This window comes from Mastigocoleus testarum BC008 (genome assembly GCF_001456025.1).
In the GTDB taxonomy this organism is placed as follows: domain Bacteria; phylum Cyanobacteriota; class Cyanobacteriia; order Cyanobacteriales; family Nostocaceae; genus Mastigocoleus; species Mastigocoleus testarum.
In genome coordinates this window covers 1-18,302 of the sequence record NZ_LMTZ01000171.1, presented here as the reverse complement: position 1 = coordinate 18,302, position 18,302 = coordinate 1, and the positions used below count along the sequence as shown (strand labels likewise).

Genomic DNA, 18,302 nt, shown 5'->3' with positions numbered 1-18,302 from the left:
TGGTATCAAATAAGGTTTTTATGTTAACGCTACGTAGCGTTAATTTTATTTATGTGTTAGCCTGAGGCGTTTTTATTTATCTTCATTTATGCTTCTAACCCTGGAGGCAATATTAGAATTTTGCATACTTGCGGGCTTTATTACAATAGCAATATCTTGCAGGTCATGATTTAAAGTGGAGCTGCTTAGATATTGAATAAACTGAATTAGCTTAAATTTATTTAAATTTTGAAACAACCTTAACTGCATTTATGTAGTATTTAAAATGTCAATGCGAATAATTACCTACCTCTGAAGACTGATTATTGGGCGATTATTAAAAAGTAAAGTATTCTTATACAGCTTTTGGCTAGAACTATTTTTTGGCTAGAACTATGCAAGGAAAATTTTTTCAAAAACCTTCACCGTCACAAAGCAAGAGTGTTCCTCCTGGTCAACATTTAGCCAAGGGTTTCCCAGTACTTACCTATGGTGCTACGCCTCAGGTATCCAAAGATGAATGGGAGTTTAGAGTCTGGGGTTTGGTAAAACCAATGACTTTTTCTTGGTCGGATTTTATGTCACTTCCCCAACACGATTTTACTGCTGATTTTCACTGTGTAACCCGTTGGTCAAAACTTGATGTGAAGTGGACGGGAATAAAAATCACAGATTTTATAAAATTACTTGAAGTCAGTCCAAAAGCAATTCATGTTATGCAGCACTGCTATGGTGGCTACACAACTAATATTTCAATGGCAGATTTTATCCTAGAAGAAAATTTCTTTGCAATAAAGTTGTTTGGAGAAGATTTACCAGCAGAACATGGAGGTCCGATGCGAGTTATTGTACCTCACCTTTATGCCTGGAAAAGTGCTAAGTGGATTAATGGCTTAGAGTTTTTAGAAAGCGAAGAACTAGGTTTTTGGGAACGCAATGGCTACCATAAGCGAGGCGAACCATGGGGAGAAGAACGTTATAGTGGTTTTTAGCTTACCTAGCAAGGATTTAGGGTTAATAACATCTAAAAATTAATTGCCAACAAATATTATTATGCAACCCACTGTTGCAGTATCTTTATACAATTTGATTTTGCTGTAAAGGAATTTCAATTAGAAATTCTGAACCTTTTCCAGGTAAGGAGTTGCATTGTAAGTAACCACCATGCTTCTCCGCAATGATTTGATAGCTAATTGACATTCCTAAACCAGTTCCCTTACCAATTGGTTTAGTTGTAAAAAATGGTTCAAACATTCGTTCTTGTACTTCTTCGGAAATACCCGGACCATTGTCGCTAATACGAATGATAACTTTGTCTAAGCCATCTATCTCCGTACAAATACAAATACGACTGGGATTTTCTTCTATGGCTTTTAAGCTACGTTTGCGATCGCGTTCTTCTAAAGCATCAAGAGCATTAGAAAGAATATTCATAAATACTTGGTTGAGCTGACCGGGATAACACTCGACAGGTGGTAGATCGCCATAGCTTTTTTCCACAAGAATACCCATATGTTCGGGTTTTGCTTTGAGTCGATATTGCAAAATCATTAGTGTACTATCAATACCCTCATGAATATCGACCTCCTTCTTTTCCATTTCATCCACACGGGAGAAGTTGCGCAATGACAAGACAATCTCGCGAATACGCTGAGCACCCATTTTCATTGATGAGAGAAGTTTGGGTAAATCTTGGCGCATAAACTCTAAATCAATTGCTTCTGCTTCTTCCGCGATTTCTTGAACCGCATTGGGATAGTGTTTTTCGTAGGTTTGTAAAAATCCCAATAAATCTTGAATGTATCCATCAGCATGATTGAGGTTACCGTAAATAAAATTCACCGGGTTATTGATTTCGTGAGCGACACCTGCAACCAACTGACCGAGGCTAGACATCTTATCGTTCTGAATTAATTGATTTTGAGTAGTGTTGAGTTTTTGTAGGGTTTTTTCTAATTCCCACGCTTTTTGTTGTAATTCAGTTTCTACTTGTTTGCGATCGTGAATATCGATACAAACACCAACCCATTCGCGAATTTGACCGTTATCTGTAAATATAGGAACTGCTCTTACAAGAAAGTAACGATAGTCTCCCTGTTTAGTCTGAACTCGCATTTCTTCTTGGTACAATTTTTGGGAATTTATTGATTTTTGCCACGCTTGGGAAATGCGATCGCGATCTTCTGGATGTAGTAAATGTTTCCATTTATCTCCCTTAATTTCCAGCAAAGCGATTTGAGAATCCTTACTTCTTGTTACAACATCTTGAATTTTTCCTTGACGGTCTGCGGTCCAAACCAATTGAGCAGAAGCTAAAACTAAAGAACGATATCGCTGTTCGCTACACCCAAGTGTAGGAAGCATTTTTTCTAGCATCCTTTGGGCTTGCTGTAATCTAAAATCTACTTGTTGGGATTCAATACTTTGTACTGAGGTTTCTAGATTCGCTTGACTGAGTAAGCTGCTTGGATGTGGAACTTGTAAATTTATTGGTTGCAAATTTGTTTGTTGCGAACCTATTTGTCGCGAACTTATTTTTTCTAAATTTATTTTTTCCGAATTTATACAAGTTGATACATTTGCTAAATGTTTTGTAGGAAGATTAGCTTCGTTTATATCCTTATCCTCGTGAAGTAATATCTTTTGTAAATGTTTTTGCACTTGACAATTTTCAGTTATGTCTCGGCAGAAACCTAGAATTGCAAATATTTTACCTTGGGAGTTACGTAAAGGTTGTTTCTTGGTCTGAAAGATACGCTTTGAACCATCTCTGAGAGTTATTACATCTTGCCCTTTAGTAATAGTTTCCCCTCTCAATACCGCTAAATCTTCCATTCGAGAGCCAGGAATATTTTCCAAAGAATCATCAGATACAAGTTCACTAGAAAATCCTAATTCCAAATCATCTTTACCAATAATAGATGTTACTGTTTGACCAACTGCTCGTGCATAACTTTCGTTAGCTAATACATAGCTGAAGTTTTCATCTTTGATAAAAATCCAATCAGGTGTTGCTGCGATGGCTGCATTTAGCAAGCTTACTTGAAGTTCAAGCTGCTCTAAGGTTTGCTCTGAGACAGTCGTAAGTGGGGTGAGATGATGCATATCAAAGTGTCCATGCTTGCCAAGAATCTGTTGCGTAAATGACCCGCGCGCGAGCAAATTAAGTTAGTTGTCAAGGTCATTCTCTAACTAGAGTTCCCAAAATACTCTTGGTATTCACATCCAGAAAGGAAGAATTCAAACATATAATTTAAGCTGTATTCTAGATACATTCTGCAAAATTATATGGTTTTTAAATACTCAAAAATTGAGTATTTTTTTTAACAGAGACAACTTACCTTTGTAGGGAGGATACAACAATTTGGAAGCCAGAAAAAATGGCTTATGCAACACACTTTTATAATGGGAAAATGTATCAAAACTTGCTTTACCGTGGTAATTGCCTATCCCACTATTACCAATACCACCAAAAGGCAAAGTGGGAACGCAATATTGCAATAAGGTATCGTTAAAACAAACTCCACCAGAGGAAGTTTCTTGTATTATTTTCTTCTGCAGGTGTTCATTTTGTGAAAATAAATACAATGCTAAGGGCTTCGGTTGAGAATTAATCTTAGTGATTGCTTCGGTAATATCTTCATATGCTAGCACGGGTAAAATTGGACCAAATATTTCTGAAAGCATTATTTCATTTTGCCAAGAAACTCTATCTACAATGGTCGGTGCAATATAGAGTTGCTCCCGATTAGTTTCGCCCCCAATGGCAATTTCACCGTATGAAAGCAGTTCTACTAAACGGTCGAATTGTTTCAGATTGATAATTCTGCCATAATCCGGGCTGTTAGCAGGATTTTCACCATAAAATTCTTGGATATATTTTTTGACACTTTCTAATAACTGAAACTTAATATCTTTATGAACTAAAAGATAATCTGGGGCTATACAAGCTTGACCAGCATTAGAAAATTTTCCCCATGTTATCCGTCTGGCGGTTTTTTGAATGTCAGTATGAATATCAACAATACAAGGACTTTTCCCACCCAATTCTAGAGTAACTGGTGTTAGATTTTGTGCTGCTGCTGCCATTATAATTTTGCCAACAGTCGCACTTCCTGTAAAAAAAATATGGTCAAATCTTTGTGCTAACAGTTGCTGACTAATTGTTACATCACCTTCAATGACAGAAATATAATCTTCGTCAAATATTTTACCAACAATTTCCGCTATAAGACAACTAGTCTGGGGAGCATATTCGGATGGTTTAATGATGACACAGTTGCCTGCAGCAATTGCTCCAATTAAAGGTAGGATATTAAGTTGAAACGGATAATTCCAAGCACCAATAATTAATATTACTCCTAATGGCTCAGGATAAATACTGGCCGTTGCTGGTAATAGTTGCCAGGGTACATTGGTATTTTTTGGTTTACTCCAAGTTTTGAGATGTTTGATAGCATGCTCAATTTCTTGGTTTATTAAAAATATTTCTGAAGTAAAAGCTTCAACTTCTGGTCTACCTAAATCAGCTTTTAATGCCTGAATAATTGCTCTTTCGTGCAGGTTGAATCCTGTTTTAAGTTTTCTGAGTTTTTCTAGGCGAAATTGGATATTCTTAGTTTGACCAGTGAGAAAAAAATTGCGTTTGTTCTCAACAACTTCAGCTATTGGTGCTTGTAAATTCATCGTTAATTTTTCCTAATATCTAATTCTCCTTCATATTTAAGTTTCCTCAATTGGGACTGTTGAAATAAATTATTAATACAACTCCAAACATTTTTCTGTTTAGGAGTTTAACTAATTAAACTTTCTGCTACAAGTATTATTACTTGATTTATATGTATTCATAAATACAAAAGTAAGCAATTAAATACAATAATTAATCTATTGCTTCACAGGTATTTTTACACTAAAAATGCTACCTTTATCGACCTCTGAAGCAATACTGATTTCACCTTGATGTGCTTCAGCAATGCGACGAGAAAGATACAATCCTAAGCCACTACCAGAATACTTGTGGCTTCCAGGACGAAATCTTTCAAACAAAGTAGCTTGCTCTTCGGGCGAAATACCTTTCCCTGTATCTTCTACCTGTACTGTAATATTTTCCAAGTTAGCCTTGGATTGCAAGCGAATGGAAACAAATCCAATATCGGTAAATTTAATTGCATTACCAACTAAATTGGTAAATAACCGATGCAATTCCAGGCGGTCGCCCATGACCCTAACAGACTGCTTACCCAGTTCTAAATTAATTTTGAGCTTTTTGTCTTCTGCCAAAGGTGTTAATTCTTTCCCAACTTCATCGAGTAACTGATGTAAATCTACTGGTTGAAAGGTTAAGGTTTTACGACCAGCTTCAAAACGATAAACTTCTAGCAGAGTGTTGACCATTGCCAGCAAGTTACTATTACTACGAGCCATTGTAGATAGAACTTCTTTCATCTCCGGTGAAAGTTCTCCTAAAGCACCTTGCAAGCAAAGTCCCATCATCCGTTCTGCAGCGACTAATGGGGTACGTAGATCGTGGGTAAGTCGAGAAACAAAATCTTCTCTTTGACGGGCGATTTCATCGCGCTCATCAATACTATGCTTGAGTCGAAGAAGTGATCGCACCCTTGCAAGTAACTCATCAACTGTTACAGGTTTACGAATAAAATCATCTGCTCCTAAATCTAACCCTTGGGCAACATTTGGCGAGTCGTGAGCTGTAATGAGCAAAATTGGCATAAATTTGAGCTCACTATTTTTTCTAATGTTTTTTGTTACTTCATACCCATCCATCCCTGGCATCATTAAATCCAGTAATACCAAATCGAAAGGAGAATTTTCGATTTTGGCTAGGGCTGAAGGACCATTCTCAGCAGTTGAAACTATATAATTTTCTTCCTCCAAAATAGTTTTAATTAAAAAAACGTTGTCTGGAGAATCATCAACTACAAGAATTTGGTCAGGGCGAGAAGATTGCGGACTCATAGAGCAAATAATGGCTAACTTAGAAAGATATGTTTAGTCTTTGCGGTGCGGCTTGGGCACATTCAAAAGTAGTTTTATTGGTTTCATTAAGAAGATTATTTCTTTTTCTTGCCTCTGACTAAAGAAGGATTTTTCTATGAAAAATAGAGAAAATTATGATAGTTATTTTTTTAAAAGAATTTTAAACTTAAGTAACTATTTTTATTACCCTAGACTTTAAAATCAAATTATTTTGATACAAGTCTCTATATTACTAGCTAAAAGGGAAATATAATTAAATTTGCAATGATTGCATTAATTACAATTAGATGATAATAAAAATTGATTATTATGGACATTCATGTAGAAAGTTATCATGCTATCTCTGTAAAACAGGCGATCGAGGTCACAACATAGTGAGAAATATGTCATAACAAATATGCTTTCAAGTTTTAAAACTGACTTTCTGCTTGAATTTTCGCTCGAGTTGATAAAGATATTAGAAATGTTTAAAAAATGATTATTCTGTGGTTGGTTCTAATACTTGGAAGTTAACGTTTTGGTTGTCTTTTGGTTATTTGATATTTGCTTAATTTTTATCATGCTCATTGCTTGATAGAAGTTTTCAGCTTTTAGATATTTGAAGAACTTTGCCTGTTTTACTATTTCAAATTGTGATTTTAGAAAGAAGACTGCAACGCCTTAAAGTTTTATGAACTAAAACATATTGCATTTCCACTTTATTGGTGGAAATTGGCAAGTACCAATCTGATCGTCAGTAGTGTAAGTTCGAACTGTATCCCAGAGATTATATCGGTCACAGTAGATTAATTGTTAACTGTCGAAGAATAGCTATCTGACAAGCTTTTCAGCATCAAATAACAAGAAGTTGCTCCAGGGTCTTGATGTCCAATACTGCGATCACCAAGGTAACTAGCACGTCCTTTTTTTGCAAGCGTTGGTATAGTATCTTTCATTGCTTTTTCTGCTATTGCAACCATCTGTTGCATTGCTTCAGACATATTTTTACCACTACCTACTGCTTCTTCGAATGCGACGGTAGCGGGAGATAGAACATCTATCATCGTTTTATCGCCGGGTTTTGCTTTACCCCGTTGCAATACTCCTTGTAAACCTTCCTGCAATAACTTTTGTATATCAATTTCTGTCAGTTTTTCTTTCCCCGCAGCAGTAATACTTGCCCGAAGAAATAGGCTTCCGTATAGGGGTCCACTTGCACCACCAATACTAGAAATTAAGGTCATGCTGACAGTTTTCAAAATACTCCCAATATCTTTGTCAGCGATATTTGGTAACTGAGTAATTACTTTTTGGAAACCCCGATCCATATTAATACCATGGTCAGCATCACCGATGGCTGCATCTAATTCAGTTAAATAATCTTTATTTTCATGTATCTCAGATGCAAAAGCCTGTAACCATTGCACTATTTGCTTTTTAGTAAACATATTTGATTCTATTTTTTTCATCTTATACCCGAACTCGACCGATATCTGTAGGACTTAAGCAGCGAAACTAAAAATTACAGCACTACATAATTAGTTTAGGGTATCAATAAATGCTGTTTATCCTAAGGGTAAGGATTTTAGCTACAGGAAACAGGAAATGGGGAACAGGAAATTACAAGCATTTTATATATCTTGGTGCATAAGTCCAGATCTAATTTTTCGACTGATTTTAGTTTGAGTAAATGTAATGATTGTTGTATGTGATTAGTTAATCAATTAGATATTTGTGACTTCTATTTACGCATTGGTCTTTAAAGTTTTATCCTACTTACCTTGCTTGTTGTTAATAAGTAGTATATCTGGCTGCAATGAACATAGCAGCAAGCAAAGCTTGGATCTTGGGATAGCACAAGCGACTCAAATACTTGACGAAAATAAGGAAAATATTATCTATCCCAAAAGTTCTGCAGTAATAGATGTAACCGGTGCAGAGTATGGAGCGGTTCCTAATGATGGTAAAGATGATACGCGAGCGATTCAAAAAGCATTGAGTCGATTTCCGAATCGGGGAAAAATCATTTATTTACCCAATGGAGTTTACAATATTTCTGATACATTGCATTGGCCCCGGGGAAGGCGTTTTGCTTCCGACTACAAACGTACTATATTACAAGGCCAAAGTCGAAACGGTGTAGTTATACGCTTAAACAATGATTCTCCTAAGTTTCAAAATCCTAGAAAGTCCCGACCAGTTATTTCTACAGGATTCGATCCGGACTTAAATCGTAGCTCGAGAGATTTTAAAGCCAGTTTAGTTGCACAGCGTTTTGGTAATTCTGTCAGAAATTTGACAATTAATATTGGTAAAAATAATCCCGGCGCTCAGGGATTGAATTTTGTTGCAAATAATCAAGGGGCTGTGCGCAGTGTCACCATCATTTCAGAAGACCGGAAAGGAAAGACGGGGTTAGAACTAAGTCATGGTGAAATCGGTCCGCTATTAGTTGAAGATGTTGAAATTATTGGTTTTGATCGCGGAATCCGGACAAAAAATGGCATCAACAGTATCACGATGCAAAATATTACAGTCAAAGAACAAAATCGAGTTGGTCTTTACAATGGCGGACAGGTATTGAGTTTAGAAGGTTTTACTAGTGTTAATTCAGTTCCAGCAATTATTAATGGTAGAAATCCGCATAGAGGAAAAGATCCAGGAGGAACTCTCACTTTAATTAATGCTAAATTAATTGGGCGTACAAGAAGAGCGAAAAGAACTTCAGCTATTTCTTCCACTGGTTTTATTTATGCGAGAAATATAATTTCATCTGGCTACAGAGATATTCTTTCAAGTAATGCACGTCAAGCAAAGAAAAGAATTAAGGGTAATAAGATAGACGAATATACCACACGTCCAGTTCTTGCAAAATTTCCTTCTCCAAAGAAGTCACTCCAACTACCAATTAAAAAATTTCCCAAAATAGCTTGGGATGACCCAGATAAATGGGTAAATGTAGAAGATTTTGGAGCAGTTGGGAATGATGGGAAGGATGATACTGTGGCTTTTCAAGCAGCTATTGATTCTGGAGCTACAACAGTTATAGTACCAAGGAAAGGAACTTTTACAATTAATGGAAATTTACGTTTGAGAGGGAATCTTAGAAGATTTATTGGTTCTACCGGTGGCTTAAATGGTAAGGGAGAGATAGTTGCAGATAACGGAAACCATTCAACTTTAATCGTAGAAGATTTCTTTATTACCCATAAGTCAAAACTGAAGTGGAAAAATATTACCAATCGAACTGTAGTTTATCGCAGTATGTCCGATTTTGATTTAGAAAGTAAGGGAACTGGAGATGTATTTATTGATGATGTTGTAATGGGTAAATTGAGATTACTCAATCCCAAACAGAGTGTGTGGGCGAGACAACTAAATATTGAAGGCTATTCCCAAACTAATATTATCAATAATGGTGCAAAGTTGTGGATTCTTGGTTTAAAAACGGAAGGAGGAAAAACCAAAATCGACACCCGTTCTGGTGGTTTTACTGAATTACTCGGCGGACTGATTTACGCTGCGGGAAGACAGAAACCAACTGACCCCATATTTAGAATTAGAAATTCTTCTGCAAGTTTTGCTGGTGTTGCTGAAGCATTTTTTGATAAAGATACATATAAAATTTGGGTCGAAGAAACCAGGGGAAACAGAACAAAAAAACTAATGCGTCAAAGAATTCCTGGTAGAACTACAGCTAATGGTCAAGCTTTAGTTCTTTATACGGGTTATGGGGGTTAGGGATTGGAAAATTGGGAGAGTGTGGGAAGTGTGGGGAGTGTGGGAAGTGTGGGGAGTTTGAGGAGTGTAGGGAGTGTGGGGAGTTTGAGGAGTGTAGGGAGTGTGGGAGGATGGGGAAGACTAAATTACTTCTTAATTCTTAATTCTTACTCATTACTTATTACTTATTACTTGTTACTCATGTCTCACTTTGTGTTCAGCTTTGCTGTCTATAACGCGCCCCGCAATACCTTACGGTACGCTTGCGCTAGGCGCTAACATTACTCATTACTCCTTACTCCTTACTCATTACACTCCCCAACGTAATGCTGGTGTCAATACCGGTGCATCCCAAAGTTTAACCATTTCCTGATCTAATTTAAGCAAAGTAATAGAACAACCTTGCATTTCTAAAGAAGTTATGTAAGAACCAACCAAGTTTCTTACTATTTCCATTCCTTTTTTGGCACAGATATCTGCTAGTTTGCGATAAATAATATACAGTTCGCTTTGGGGTGTTCCACCCATTCCATTGACGAAGGCTAGCAGTTTATCTCCTTTCGCAAAAGGTGTATTGGTTAAATCTTTGTCGACCCATTCAGCTGTAGATTCATCCCATTCCCGAATAGTACGGCTATATGAAGAGTCTTCAATAATTGTTAATGCTAAAGTTTCGGCAACTTCGTCAGCAGATTTTAAACTCATTCTTTCTCTTCCGGGTTCCCCATGAATCCCAATACCCATTTCTATTTCTTGATTTCCTAATTCAAATGTTGGGGAACCTTTAGCTGGAACCGTACAGGAAGTTAGCGCCATACCCATGCTACGTCCATTAAGGTTGACTCGACGACACAAATCGGCAACTTGTTTTAGATCGTATCCCGCTTCGGCTGCTGCACCACAGATTTTTTCTGCTAGCACTGTAGTTCCCACACCCCGGCGTCCTTGGGTATATAAACTATCTTTGACTGCAACATCATCATCAATCAAAATATTTTGCACCTGAATACCTTCAGCAACAGCTAATTCTGTCGCCATTTCAAAATTCATGATGTCACCACTATAATTTTTGACGATGTAAAGAACACCATTACCACCATTAACTGCTTGAGCAGCAGCTAACATTTGGTCGGGTGTCGGTGAAGTAAAAACCTCTCCCGGACAAGCAGCATCCAACATTCCCCGACCTACAAAACCTCCATGCATAGGTTCGTGTCCGCTACCACCACCAGAAATAATTGCTACTTTACCTGTTTTTGGTGCATCAGCACGATAAATAAAATTAGGTTCAAAATTTACTTTAATCAGATCGGAATGGGCGATCGCCATACCCGCTAGAGTTTCCCGCACAAAATCTTCGGGTTTATTTAGTAATTTTTTCATACTGGTCACTCGTTATTCCTAAATCCTAATCCTCCCACACTTCCCACACTCCCCCAATTCCCCAATCTCTAATCTCCAATTCCCATCAACTTTTGATATTCTGCTTCAGTAATTAAATCTAAGGTACTTTCTACCCGATCTAAAAAGACTTTACCTTCAAGATGATCGCATTCATGTTGAAAAATTCGGGCGACAAAATCAGTTAATTCTAACTTTTGTAATTTACCGTTGCGATCGCTATATTCAACTTCAATGGTTTGATATCTAGGTACGAGACCACGAATTCCTGGAACGCTCAAACAACCTTCCCAATCTTTCGCTGTTTCTGAAGAATGACCAATAATTTTCGGATTAATAATTGCTGTTGGCTCCATATGTGGTGCTTTAGGATATCGAGGATTGGGACGAGAAGCCATAATAAATAAACGATGCGGTCGAGAAACTTGCGGTGCTGCAATTCCCACACCATCAGCTTGAACAACTTTTACCATCAGTTTATCAATCAAACTTTGAACAGATTCATCTTTGATATTTTTGATTGATTCTGCTCGTTGTCGCAAAATTGGATTGCCTAATTCAATGATATTTAATTGGTTAGTCATGGTAATTGGTAATTGGTAATTGGTATACGCCCGCGCCTAACGGCAAATGGTAATTGATAATTAATAATTATTAATTGGTCATTGGTTATTAGATAAACGCAAATGACCAATCACAATGAATAATGGCGAAGAAGAATAAAAATTAGCGACGACGTTCAACTGGTAAAGGTGCAGGAGTTACATTTAACTCGACAGTTCGTCCGTTGCGTTCTACTTTTATTTTCAGAGGTTCCCCTACTTTTGATTTTTCAACAATTTTTTGCACTTCATCATTTTTATTCACAGCTTGACCGTTAATGCTTTGAATCACATCCCCCGCTCTAAGTCCTGCTCTTGATGCAGGAGAACGGGGAACAATTCGTACCAATAAAACACCTTTATCTGCAGAAACAGCAGGATTTCCTAATTCACTATTGAGTCTTTCTTTCATTTCTGGGGTGAGAGTAACCATCTGAATACCTAAGAAGGGATGATCTACCCGACCTTTAGCAATTAATTCTTGGGAAATTCTTTGTACCGTATTCATGGGAATTGCAAATCCCAAACCTTGAGCGCCACGAATAATTGCTGTGTTCATTCCAATTACTTGACCGCGAGCATTTAATAACGGTCCACCGGAATTACCAGGATTAATAGCTGCATCAGTTTGAATATAATCAACGCGTTTGTCAGAAGCACCAATATCGCTGCTAGAACGACCTGTTGCACTGATAATTCCAGAGGTGACTGTGTAATCAAGTCCCAAGGGATTACCAATTGCAACTACAGCTTCCCCTGGTTGTAAGTTCTCGGAATTACCAATGGGAACAGTTGGTAAATTATTGGCATCAATTTTAATTACTGCCACATCGGTAAGTGGATCTTCACCCAAAACTTTACCATTCAAACGACGGCCATCTTTTAAAAGTACACTTACCGTATCAGCTCCATCTACTACATGGGCATTAGTTAAAATTTGACCGTTAGCGTTAATAATAAATCCAGAACCACTACCTCTTTGTTCTCTGCGTCGGGATGGTTGATCGCCAAAAAACCTTCGTAAAAATGGGTCATCAAAACCATCCGGTAGAGATGAAACTGTTCTAGATGTATCAATCCGAACAACAGCAGGTCCTACTTGCTGGACTACATTAACTACAAAGTTAGGGTTTTTAGATTCGGAACCACCACCAATAAAAGGAACCGCTGGGCGATTATTTGGTTTATTTTTAGCTTGGACTGAATCATCAAGTTTTTCATTGTTGAGTATATTTGCGCCACCTGAACAACCCCCAAGAGCAAAAATTCCTATAGAGGTTAATATAATCAACGGCAAGCATTTAGCTTTATGGAGAAAGGATAAACTTGGTGTGTTAAGGTTTTTTGATTCAGATAACTCAAAATTACGATCTTTAATATTCTGTGTTTTCCTCATGTGTCTTTGCTTCTCCGTGTGATTTGGTGAATGATAGGATATAGCCTACCGGGGCGAGTCGAACCAACAATGATTACAACTTAAAAATTTACTCTGGGTCTAGAGCTCTTGAATGCTAAATTAATGCTTACTTGTATCTTTTATTGTGTATTGTGACTATTAGCAGCAGAGGTAGTGACAGTGGAAATAGCCATAGACGTTCTGTGGAGTCAAGTGCTAGAGCGCTTGCAGCTAAATTTATCCCGTCCCACCTTTGAAACTTGGATAAAAACTGCTAGCGCCCAAAGTTTTGAACACAATTGCTTGGTTATTCGTACTCCCAATCCATTTGCCCGCAATTGGTTGCAAAAATACTATATAAATACTATTGCTAATGTAGTCCAAGATATTGTTGGTCATCCTGTAGAAATTTATTTTACTGTTGCTCAAGGTGACGAAGCATCTCATATCAGCGACCAAAAAGTCGATTGGGACTCACCTCCCCAAGGTAACATTTCTCAAAAACCTGTTAACAACCAACCAAAAACTTTTCAATTGAATCCCAAGTATGTATTTTCCAGATTTGTGGTCGGTGCGAATAATCGCATGGCTCATGCAGCAGCTCTAGCGGTTGCTGAGTCACCCGGAATGGAGTTTAATCCTTTATTTTTATGCGGTGGTGTTGGTTTGGGGAAAACTCATTTGATGCAGGCGATCGGTCATTACCGTCTGGAATTTTTTCCCGATTCTAAAATATTTTATGTGTCTACCGAGAAATTTACTAATGATTTTATTACAGCCATTGGCAAGAAAGATGGCATGCAAAGTTTTCGCGAATACTATCGAACTGCTGATATTCTTTTAGTAGATGATATTCAGTTTATTGAGGGGAAAGAAGGTACTCAAGAAGAATTTTTTCATACCTTCAACACGCTATATGAAGCAGGTAAACAAGTTGTAATTGCTTCCGATCGTCCTCCCAACCAAATTCCTCGACTGCAAGAACGCTTGTGTTCTCGCTTTTCTATGGGGTTAATTGCTGATATTCAAGCCCCAGATTTAGAAACAAGAATGGCTATATTGCAGAAAAAAGCTGAATATGAAAATATTCGCCTTCCCAGAGATGTAATTGAATATATTGCTGCTAACTATACTTCTAATATTCGCGAACTGGAAGGAGCATTAATTCGAGCCCTAGCATATATTTCTATTTGGGGTTTACCAATGACGGTAGAAAATATCGCTCCCGTTTTAGAACCACCAATGGAAAAATTAGAAACTACTCCAGAAATAATATTGAAAGTGGTGTCTGAAAATTTGAATATTTCTATAGAAGATCTTAAAGGTAACTCTCGCAGGAGAGAAATTAGCTGGGCACGTCAAATCGGAATGTATTTAATGCGTCAAAATACCGACTTGAGCTTACCGCGTATTGGTGAAGAATTTGGTGGTAAAGACCATACAACAGTACTTTACAGTTGTGAAAAAATTACCCAACTCCGAGATAATAACCCAGAGTTAACTCAAACACTAAAACAATTAAATGACCGCATCCAAATGAATAGCCGACCTAAAAAATAATTTAATTTAATAAAGTGTTTATCAATAAATATAAGTTATTCTGCATTAAAATGTTGTAAAAAATACACTGGTTCTTAAAACATAAATTTCCCCAAAACATAATTGTCAATCAATTTATAATTAACCTGTGGAAAAATACTTTATTTCTTGTGGAAAACTTGCCATGAATCTGTGGAAAACTTAGCATTTATCGGGGAAAACTTTACAAAGTGCAAATATCTTGTGGAAAAAAGGTAAATATTTTCCACAAGTTTTCCACAGCAAGTGATGCTATAAGTGTTGGATTTATAAAGTTTATATAGTTTTTCCACATTTTCCACAGGGACTACTACTTAATTAGTAATTATTTATTTATTTAGTTAGTAGAAGTTAGGATTATTTTGTAGCGATTTTTTTGAGAATCGAGTAGTTTCCAGGTTGGCAATATTTACCAACAGGGTGTAACAGATATTATGGTTTAATTATCACCCTATAAGTTTCACTTCTGGGATTGAGATAGAAAGAGAAAACGAATTCAGGATTTTGAAGTCGATTGCTTGAAACTCATTACATTTGAAATTCACCATATTTGAAATTCACCATACATTTTTAGCTGTAACGGTGATAGTATGTGTGACACAAAGACGAAGTCTAAAGATAAATGTCCCGCATCGTTTTTCCTCCTCTAATGCTTATTGCCTTGAGTGGTGGTCAGGAGGGAATTCCTCTCATACCAAGAACGAGTGGGTTTCCAATCTCCCTAGAAGTTTTATGAAATTAGTTTGCACCCAAAGCGATTTAAGTACTAACCTTTCACTAACTAGCCGTGCCGTGCCATCGCGTCCAACTCATCCGGTACTGGCAAATGTACTGTTGAACGCGGATGCAGAAACTAATCAAGTGAGTTTAACGGCTTTTGACCTTAGTCTGGGTATTCGTACCAGCTTCACTGCTGAGGTTCTAGAATCGGGAACGATCGCACTCCCAGCAAAGTTACTCAATGATATTACGTCTCGCCTCAACGACGGAGAAATCACTTTAGAAGAAGAAGCTACTTCTGTAGATGATGTTGGTGGAGAAGGAATTATAGTTACCCTAACCCCTGAAAGTGGGCGCTACCAATTGCGAGCAATGGGAGCAGAAGAATTTCCTGAATTGCCTACAATCCAAGATTCTCAAGCATTGTATCTGTCAGCAGAAGTATTAATTGAGGGGCTGCGCGGTTCGTTGTTTGCGACCAGTGCTGATGAAACTAAACAGGTTCTTACGGGCGTTCATTTAAAAGTTCAAAAAGACACTTTGGAATTTGCTGCAACTGATGGACATCGTTTAGCAGTGGTAGAAAGTACCAATGTTAGTCCGGAAGATGCACCAAAAAATGATACAGCAAATGAGTTAGAGGTGACCGTTCCTGCTAAGGCTTTACGAGAATTAGAGAAAATGTTGGCTCATAGTTCCTCTTCAGAAGAAGCTGTGGCTTTGTATTTTGACCAAGGACAAATAGTATTTGAATGGCAGCATCAACGTTTAACTAGCCGTACTTTAGAGGGACAATATCCCGCCTATCGCCAACTAATTCCTGCTTCATTTGAGCGAGATTTGGCTTTAGATCGAAAACAATTTTTAAGTGCTTTAGAGCGAATCGCAGTATTTGCGGATCAGAAAAATAACGTAGTCAAAGTTAGCATTGACAGCGCTGCTGATGAAATTACTTTATCTGTAGAATCTCAAGATATAGGTAGTGGTAGAGAATCAATCCCAGCCCAAATATCGGGTGAAGATATAGATATTGCTTTTAATATTAAATATTTAATGGAAGGACTCAAAGCATTACCTGCAACAGAAATTGTTATGCAGTTGAATTCTAATTTGACTCCGGTAATTTTTAGTCCTTCAGGCGGTTTGAAGATGACTTATTTAGCAATGCCGGTTCAGTTGAGGGAATAGGGGATTGGCGTTAGCGGAAGCGTGGCGTTAGCCATAAGCACTGCGTGCCGCCGCAAGCGGCATATGGCGATTGGCGATTGGTGATTAGGGAATGGGTTTTCAAGAAATTATTTAACCTGTAGGGGCGCACCGACGTGCGCCCTTATGAGTGGTATGTTGTTTGTTTGGGGATTATATACCTTCTAATTTTCCGCAAATGCAGTTGAATAAAAGGCTAATTGGATCATAATTTCGGGTATTTATAGGAAATATTGCTGTTTTTTCACTTTTGCTAGAGACTATTAGCAATAGACCAGGAAATCAGTAAAATTCCTTTATGCGCCGAGATTCGATATTTTATAAACTATTTCAACAATATCCAGCTTTACTATTTGAATTATTGGCAAATCCGCCTGTAAATGCAGGTGAATACAAATTTGACTCGGTAGCTGTTAAAGAACCTAAATTTGAAATCGATGGTGTGTTCCTTCCACCAGAAAATGAAAAGCCTGGGGTTGTGTATTTCTGTGAAGTACAGTTTCAAAAAGATGAAATGCTTTATGAACGAGTATTTGCAGAATCCTCACTATATTTCTACCGTAACCGCCCCAGATTTAAAGATTGGCAAGCGGTTATAATTTACCCATCCCGCAACATCGAACAGAGCGATATTTATCCCCATCGCAATCAACTCAACGGCGACCAAGTACATCGAATATATTTGGATGAATTGGGAGATATTCGTAAATTACCTTTGTGGGTAGCACTGATGGTGTTAACTACGGTAAATGAAGAAAAAGCACCACAAGAAGCAAGGTATTTACTCGAACGTTCTTCTGTTGAACAGCCCGAAACCAAGAGTCGCGCGATAATAGAACTAGTGACGACAATAATGGTGTACAAATTCGAACAACTCAGCCAAAGGGAGGTAGAAAAGATGTTAGGAATTACGCTCAAGGAAACCAGAGTTTACCGTGAAATTAAACAAGAAGGACGGGAAGAAGGACGGGAACAGGGACGAGAAGAAGGAGAACGTAAAATCATTCTCCGATTATTAACTCGACGGGTGGGAGAATTACCCCAAGAAATACGTCAGCGTGTTGAAAATCTTTCTTTGGAACAATTAGAAAATCTTGGCGAAGCGTTGCTTGATTTTACCAGTATGGCTGATTTTCAGGCTTGGTTAGAAGGGCTTGGGGATTGAGATATTGGCGATACGCAAAGTGTGACGCTGAGGGCGTATCGCCACTAATTAATTGATTGATTTTCAAGAAATAATTTATATCCCATCTTCCGCACCCTAACTGTCACACACCAAGGGGATGAGATTTTTTAGTACATATTTATTAAACAAGACTTAGATATTCATGAGACTAATGGGAAGTTATCTCATTAAATTTGGGATCTATCAAAAAGTATTTTGAGTTGAAGTCTTTGATGAGGCTAAAAAGATTCTTAAAAAAGTAAGAAAATATTTTTGCTCGAAATAATAATGTGAGAATTTAAACAGAATTGTGTTGTAAAATTCTGTTTTTATGTTTGATATAAAAGATGTTGAAATACAAAATATAGACCATTTAGGGATAGTAGCAGGAATCGTAGATTCCATTGGATTAGTAGAAATAATTAATGATTTATTAGGGTCAAAACCAGGAGAAAAAGTCAGTGCAGGACATGTTGTCAAAGCAATGATTTTAAACGGATTAGGATTTGTGTCTAAACCGTTATATATGTTCCCGAAGTTTTTTGAGCAAATAGCTTGT

At 37.4% G+C, this 18,302-nt stretch carries 14 protein-coding genes; 7 read left to right on the top strand and 7 right to left on the bottom strand.

The genetic code is table 11. From position 1 onward, the window contains the following. Positions 1–374 precede the first annotated feature (374 nt). The gene (locus BC008_RS45400; RefSeq protein ID WP_027842130.1) at positions 375–971 is read left to right on the top strand and encodes a sulfite oxidase-like oxidoreductase; all 597 of its coding nucleotides are present in this window, start codon (positions 375–377) and stop codon (positions 969–971) included. An 85-nt stretch (positions 972–1,056) separates the two neighbouring features. On the opposite strand, the gene BC008_RS45395 is transcribed toward BC008_RS45400, so the two are convergent. From BC008_RS45395 to dhaL, 4 genes are all read right to left on the bottom strand, one after another. Further along, positions 1,057–3,084 carry a PAS domain-containing sensor histidine kinase gene (locus BC008_RS45395; protein ID WP_058184902.1) on the bottom strand — a complete coding sequence of 676 codons (2,028 nt, stop codon included), beginning with the start codon at positions 3,082–3,084 and terminating at the stop codon, positions 1,057–1,059. A gap of 198 nt (positions 3,085–3,282) precedes the next feature. Beyond that, positions 3,283–4,665 (bottom strand): aldehyde dehydrogenase, encoded by a 1,383-nt coding sequence (locus tag BC008_RS45390; protein ID WP_027842131.1) that lies wholly within the window; start codon positions 4,663–4,665, stop codon positions 3,283–3,285. A gap of 198 nt (positions 4,666–4,863) precedes the next feature. After that, entirely contained in the window at positions 4,864–5,955 is a 1,092-nt protein-coding gene (locus BC008_RS45385; RefSeq protein ID WP_027842132.1) for an ATP-binding response regulator, read from the bottom strand. Positions 5,956–6,761: 806 nt separating this feature from the next. Next, a complete protein-coding gene (dhaL, locus tag BC008_RS45380; protein WP_027842133.1) occupies positions 6,762–7,403 on the bottom strand; it encodes a dihydroxyacetone kinase subunit DhaL in 642 nt (213 codons plus the stop codon). A 286-nt stretch (positions 7,404–7,689) separates the two neighbouring features. Between dhaL and BC008_RS45375 the strand changes: the two genes are divergently transcribed. Both BC008_RS45375 and BC008_RS51065 read left to right on the top strand, forming a co-directional pair. Next, positions 7,690–9,696 (top strand): glycoside hydrolase family 55 protein, encoded by a 2,007-nt coding sequence (locus BC008_RS45375; protein ID WP_235596038.1) that lies wholly within the window; start codon positions 7,690–7,692, stop codon positions 9,694–9,696. A gap of 3 nt (positions 9,697–9,699) precedes the next feature. Beyond that, positions 9,700–9,954 carry a hypothetical protein gene (locus BC008_RS51065; RefSeq protein ID WP_201026248.1) on the top strand — a complete coding sequence of 85 codons (255 nt, stop codon included), beginning with the start codon at positions 9,700–9,702 and terminating at the stop codon, positions 9,952–9,954. Positions 9,955–9,984: 30 nt separating this feature from the next. On the opposite strand, the gene dhaK is transcribed toward BC008_RS51065, so the two are convergent. The 3 genes from dhaK to BC008_RS45360 all read right to left on the bottom strand — a co-directional run bounded on the left by dhaK (position 9,985) and on the right by BC008_RS45360 (position 13,074). Then, the gene (gene dhaK, locus BC008_RS45370; RefSeq protein ID WP_027845813.1) at positions 9,985–11,058 is read right to left on the bottom strand and encodes a dihydroxyacetone kinase subunit DhaK; all 1,074 of its coding nucleotides are present in this window, start codon (positions 11,056–11,058) and stop codon (positions 9,985–9,987) included. 68 nt (positions 11,059–11,126) lie between these two features. Further along, positions 11,127–11,660 (bottom strand): peptide deformylase, encoded by a 534-nt coding sequence (gene def / locus BC008_RS45365; RefSeq protein ID WP_027845812.1) that lies wholly within the window; start codon positions 11,658–11,660, stop codon positions 11,127–11,129. A gap of 142 nt (positions 11,661–11,802) precedes the next feature. Continuing rightward, positions 11,803–13,074, bottom strand: a complete 1,272-nt coding sequence (locus tag BC008_RS45360) for an HhoA/HhoB/HtrA family serine endopeptidase (RefSeq protein ID WP_082650761.1) — start codon at positions 13,072–13,074, stop codon at positions 11,803–11,805. Between the two features lie 180 nt (positions 13,075–13,254). Here BC008_RS45360 and dnaA point away from each other — a divergent pair, with 180 nt between their 5' ends. The 4 genes from dnaA to BC008_RS45340 form a co-directional block, all read left to right on the top strand. Next, positions 13,255–14,634: a chromosomal replication initiator protein DnaA gene (gene dnaA / locus BC008_RS45355; protein ID WP_027845810.1), complete on the top strand. Its 1,380-nt coding sequence runs from the start codon at positions 13,255–13,257 to the stop codon at positions 14,632–14,634. Between the two features lie 750 nt (positions 14,635–15,384). Beyond that, positions 15,385–16,560, top strand: a complete 1,176-nt coding sequence (gene dnaN / locus BC008_RS45350; protein ID WP_027845809.1) for a DNA polymerase III subunit beta — start codon at positions 15,385–15,387, stop codon at positions 16,558–16,560. 316 nt (positions 16,561–16,876) lie between these two features. Beyond that, positions 16,877–17,743 carry an Rpn family recombination-promoting nuclease/putative transposase gene (locus BC008_RS45345; RefSeq protein ID WP_027845808.1) on the top strand — a complete coding sequence of 289 codons (867 nt, stop codon included), beginning with the start codon at positions 16,877–16,879 and terminating at the stop codon, positions 17,741–17,743. Between the two features lie 331 nt (positions 17,744–18,074). Then, positions 18,075–18,302: DUF4277 domain-containing protein (locus BC008_RS45340; protein WP_153009509.1), on the top strand; the 228-nt coding region annotated here is incomplete at its 3' end.

Bases quoted from the DNA above. Each gene is read 5' to 3' on its own strand.
- dnaN (WP_027845809.1), top strand. From the start codon at position 15,385: ATGAAATTAGTTTGCACCCAAAGCGATTTAAGTACTAACCTTTCACTA.
- BC008_RS45390 (WP_027842131.1), bottom strand. From the start codon at position 4,665: ATGAATTTACAAGCACCAATAGCTGAAGTTGTTGAGAACAAACGCAAT.
- BC008_RS45345 (WP_027845808.1), top strand. From the start codon at position 16,877: ATGCGCCGAGATTCGATATTTTATAAACTATTTCAACAATATCCAGCT.
- BC008_RS45360 (WP_082650761.1), bottom strand. From the start codon at position 13,074: ATGAGGAAAACACAGAATATTAAAGATCGTAATTTTGAGTTATCTGAA.
- dhaL (WP_027842133.1), bottom strand. From the start codon at position 7,403: ATGTTTACTAAAAAGCAAATAGTGCAATGGTTACAGGCTTTTGCATCT.
- def (WP_027845812.1), bottom strand. From the start codon at position 11,660: ATGACTAACCAATTAAATATCATTGAATTAGGCAATCCAATTTTGCGA.
- BC008_RS45385 (WP_027842132.1), bottom strand. From the start codon at position 5,955: ATGAGTCCGCAATCTTCTCGCCCTGACCAAATTCTTGTAGTTGATGAT.
- dhaK (WP_027845813.1), bottom strand. From the start codon at position 11,058: ATGAAAAAATTACTAAATAAACCCGAAGATTTTGTGCGGGAAACTCTA.
- BC008_RS45400 (WP_027842130.1), top strand. From the start codon at position 375: ATGCAAGGAAAATTTTTTCAAAAACCTTCACCGTCACAAAGCAAGAGT.
- BC008_RS45395 (WP_058184902.1), bottom strand. From the start codon at position 3,084: ATGCATCATCTCACCCCACTTACGACTGTCTCAGAGCAAACCTTAGAG.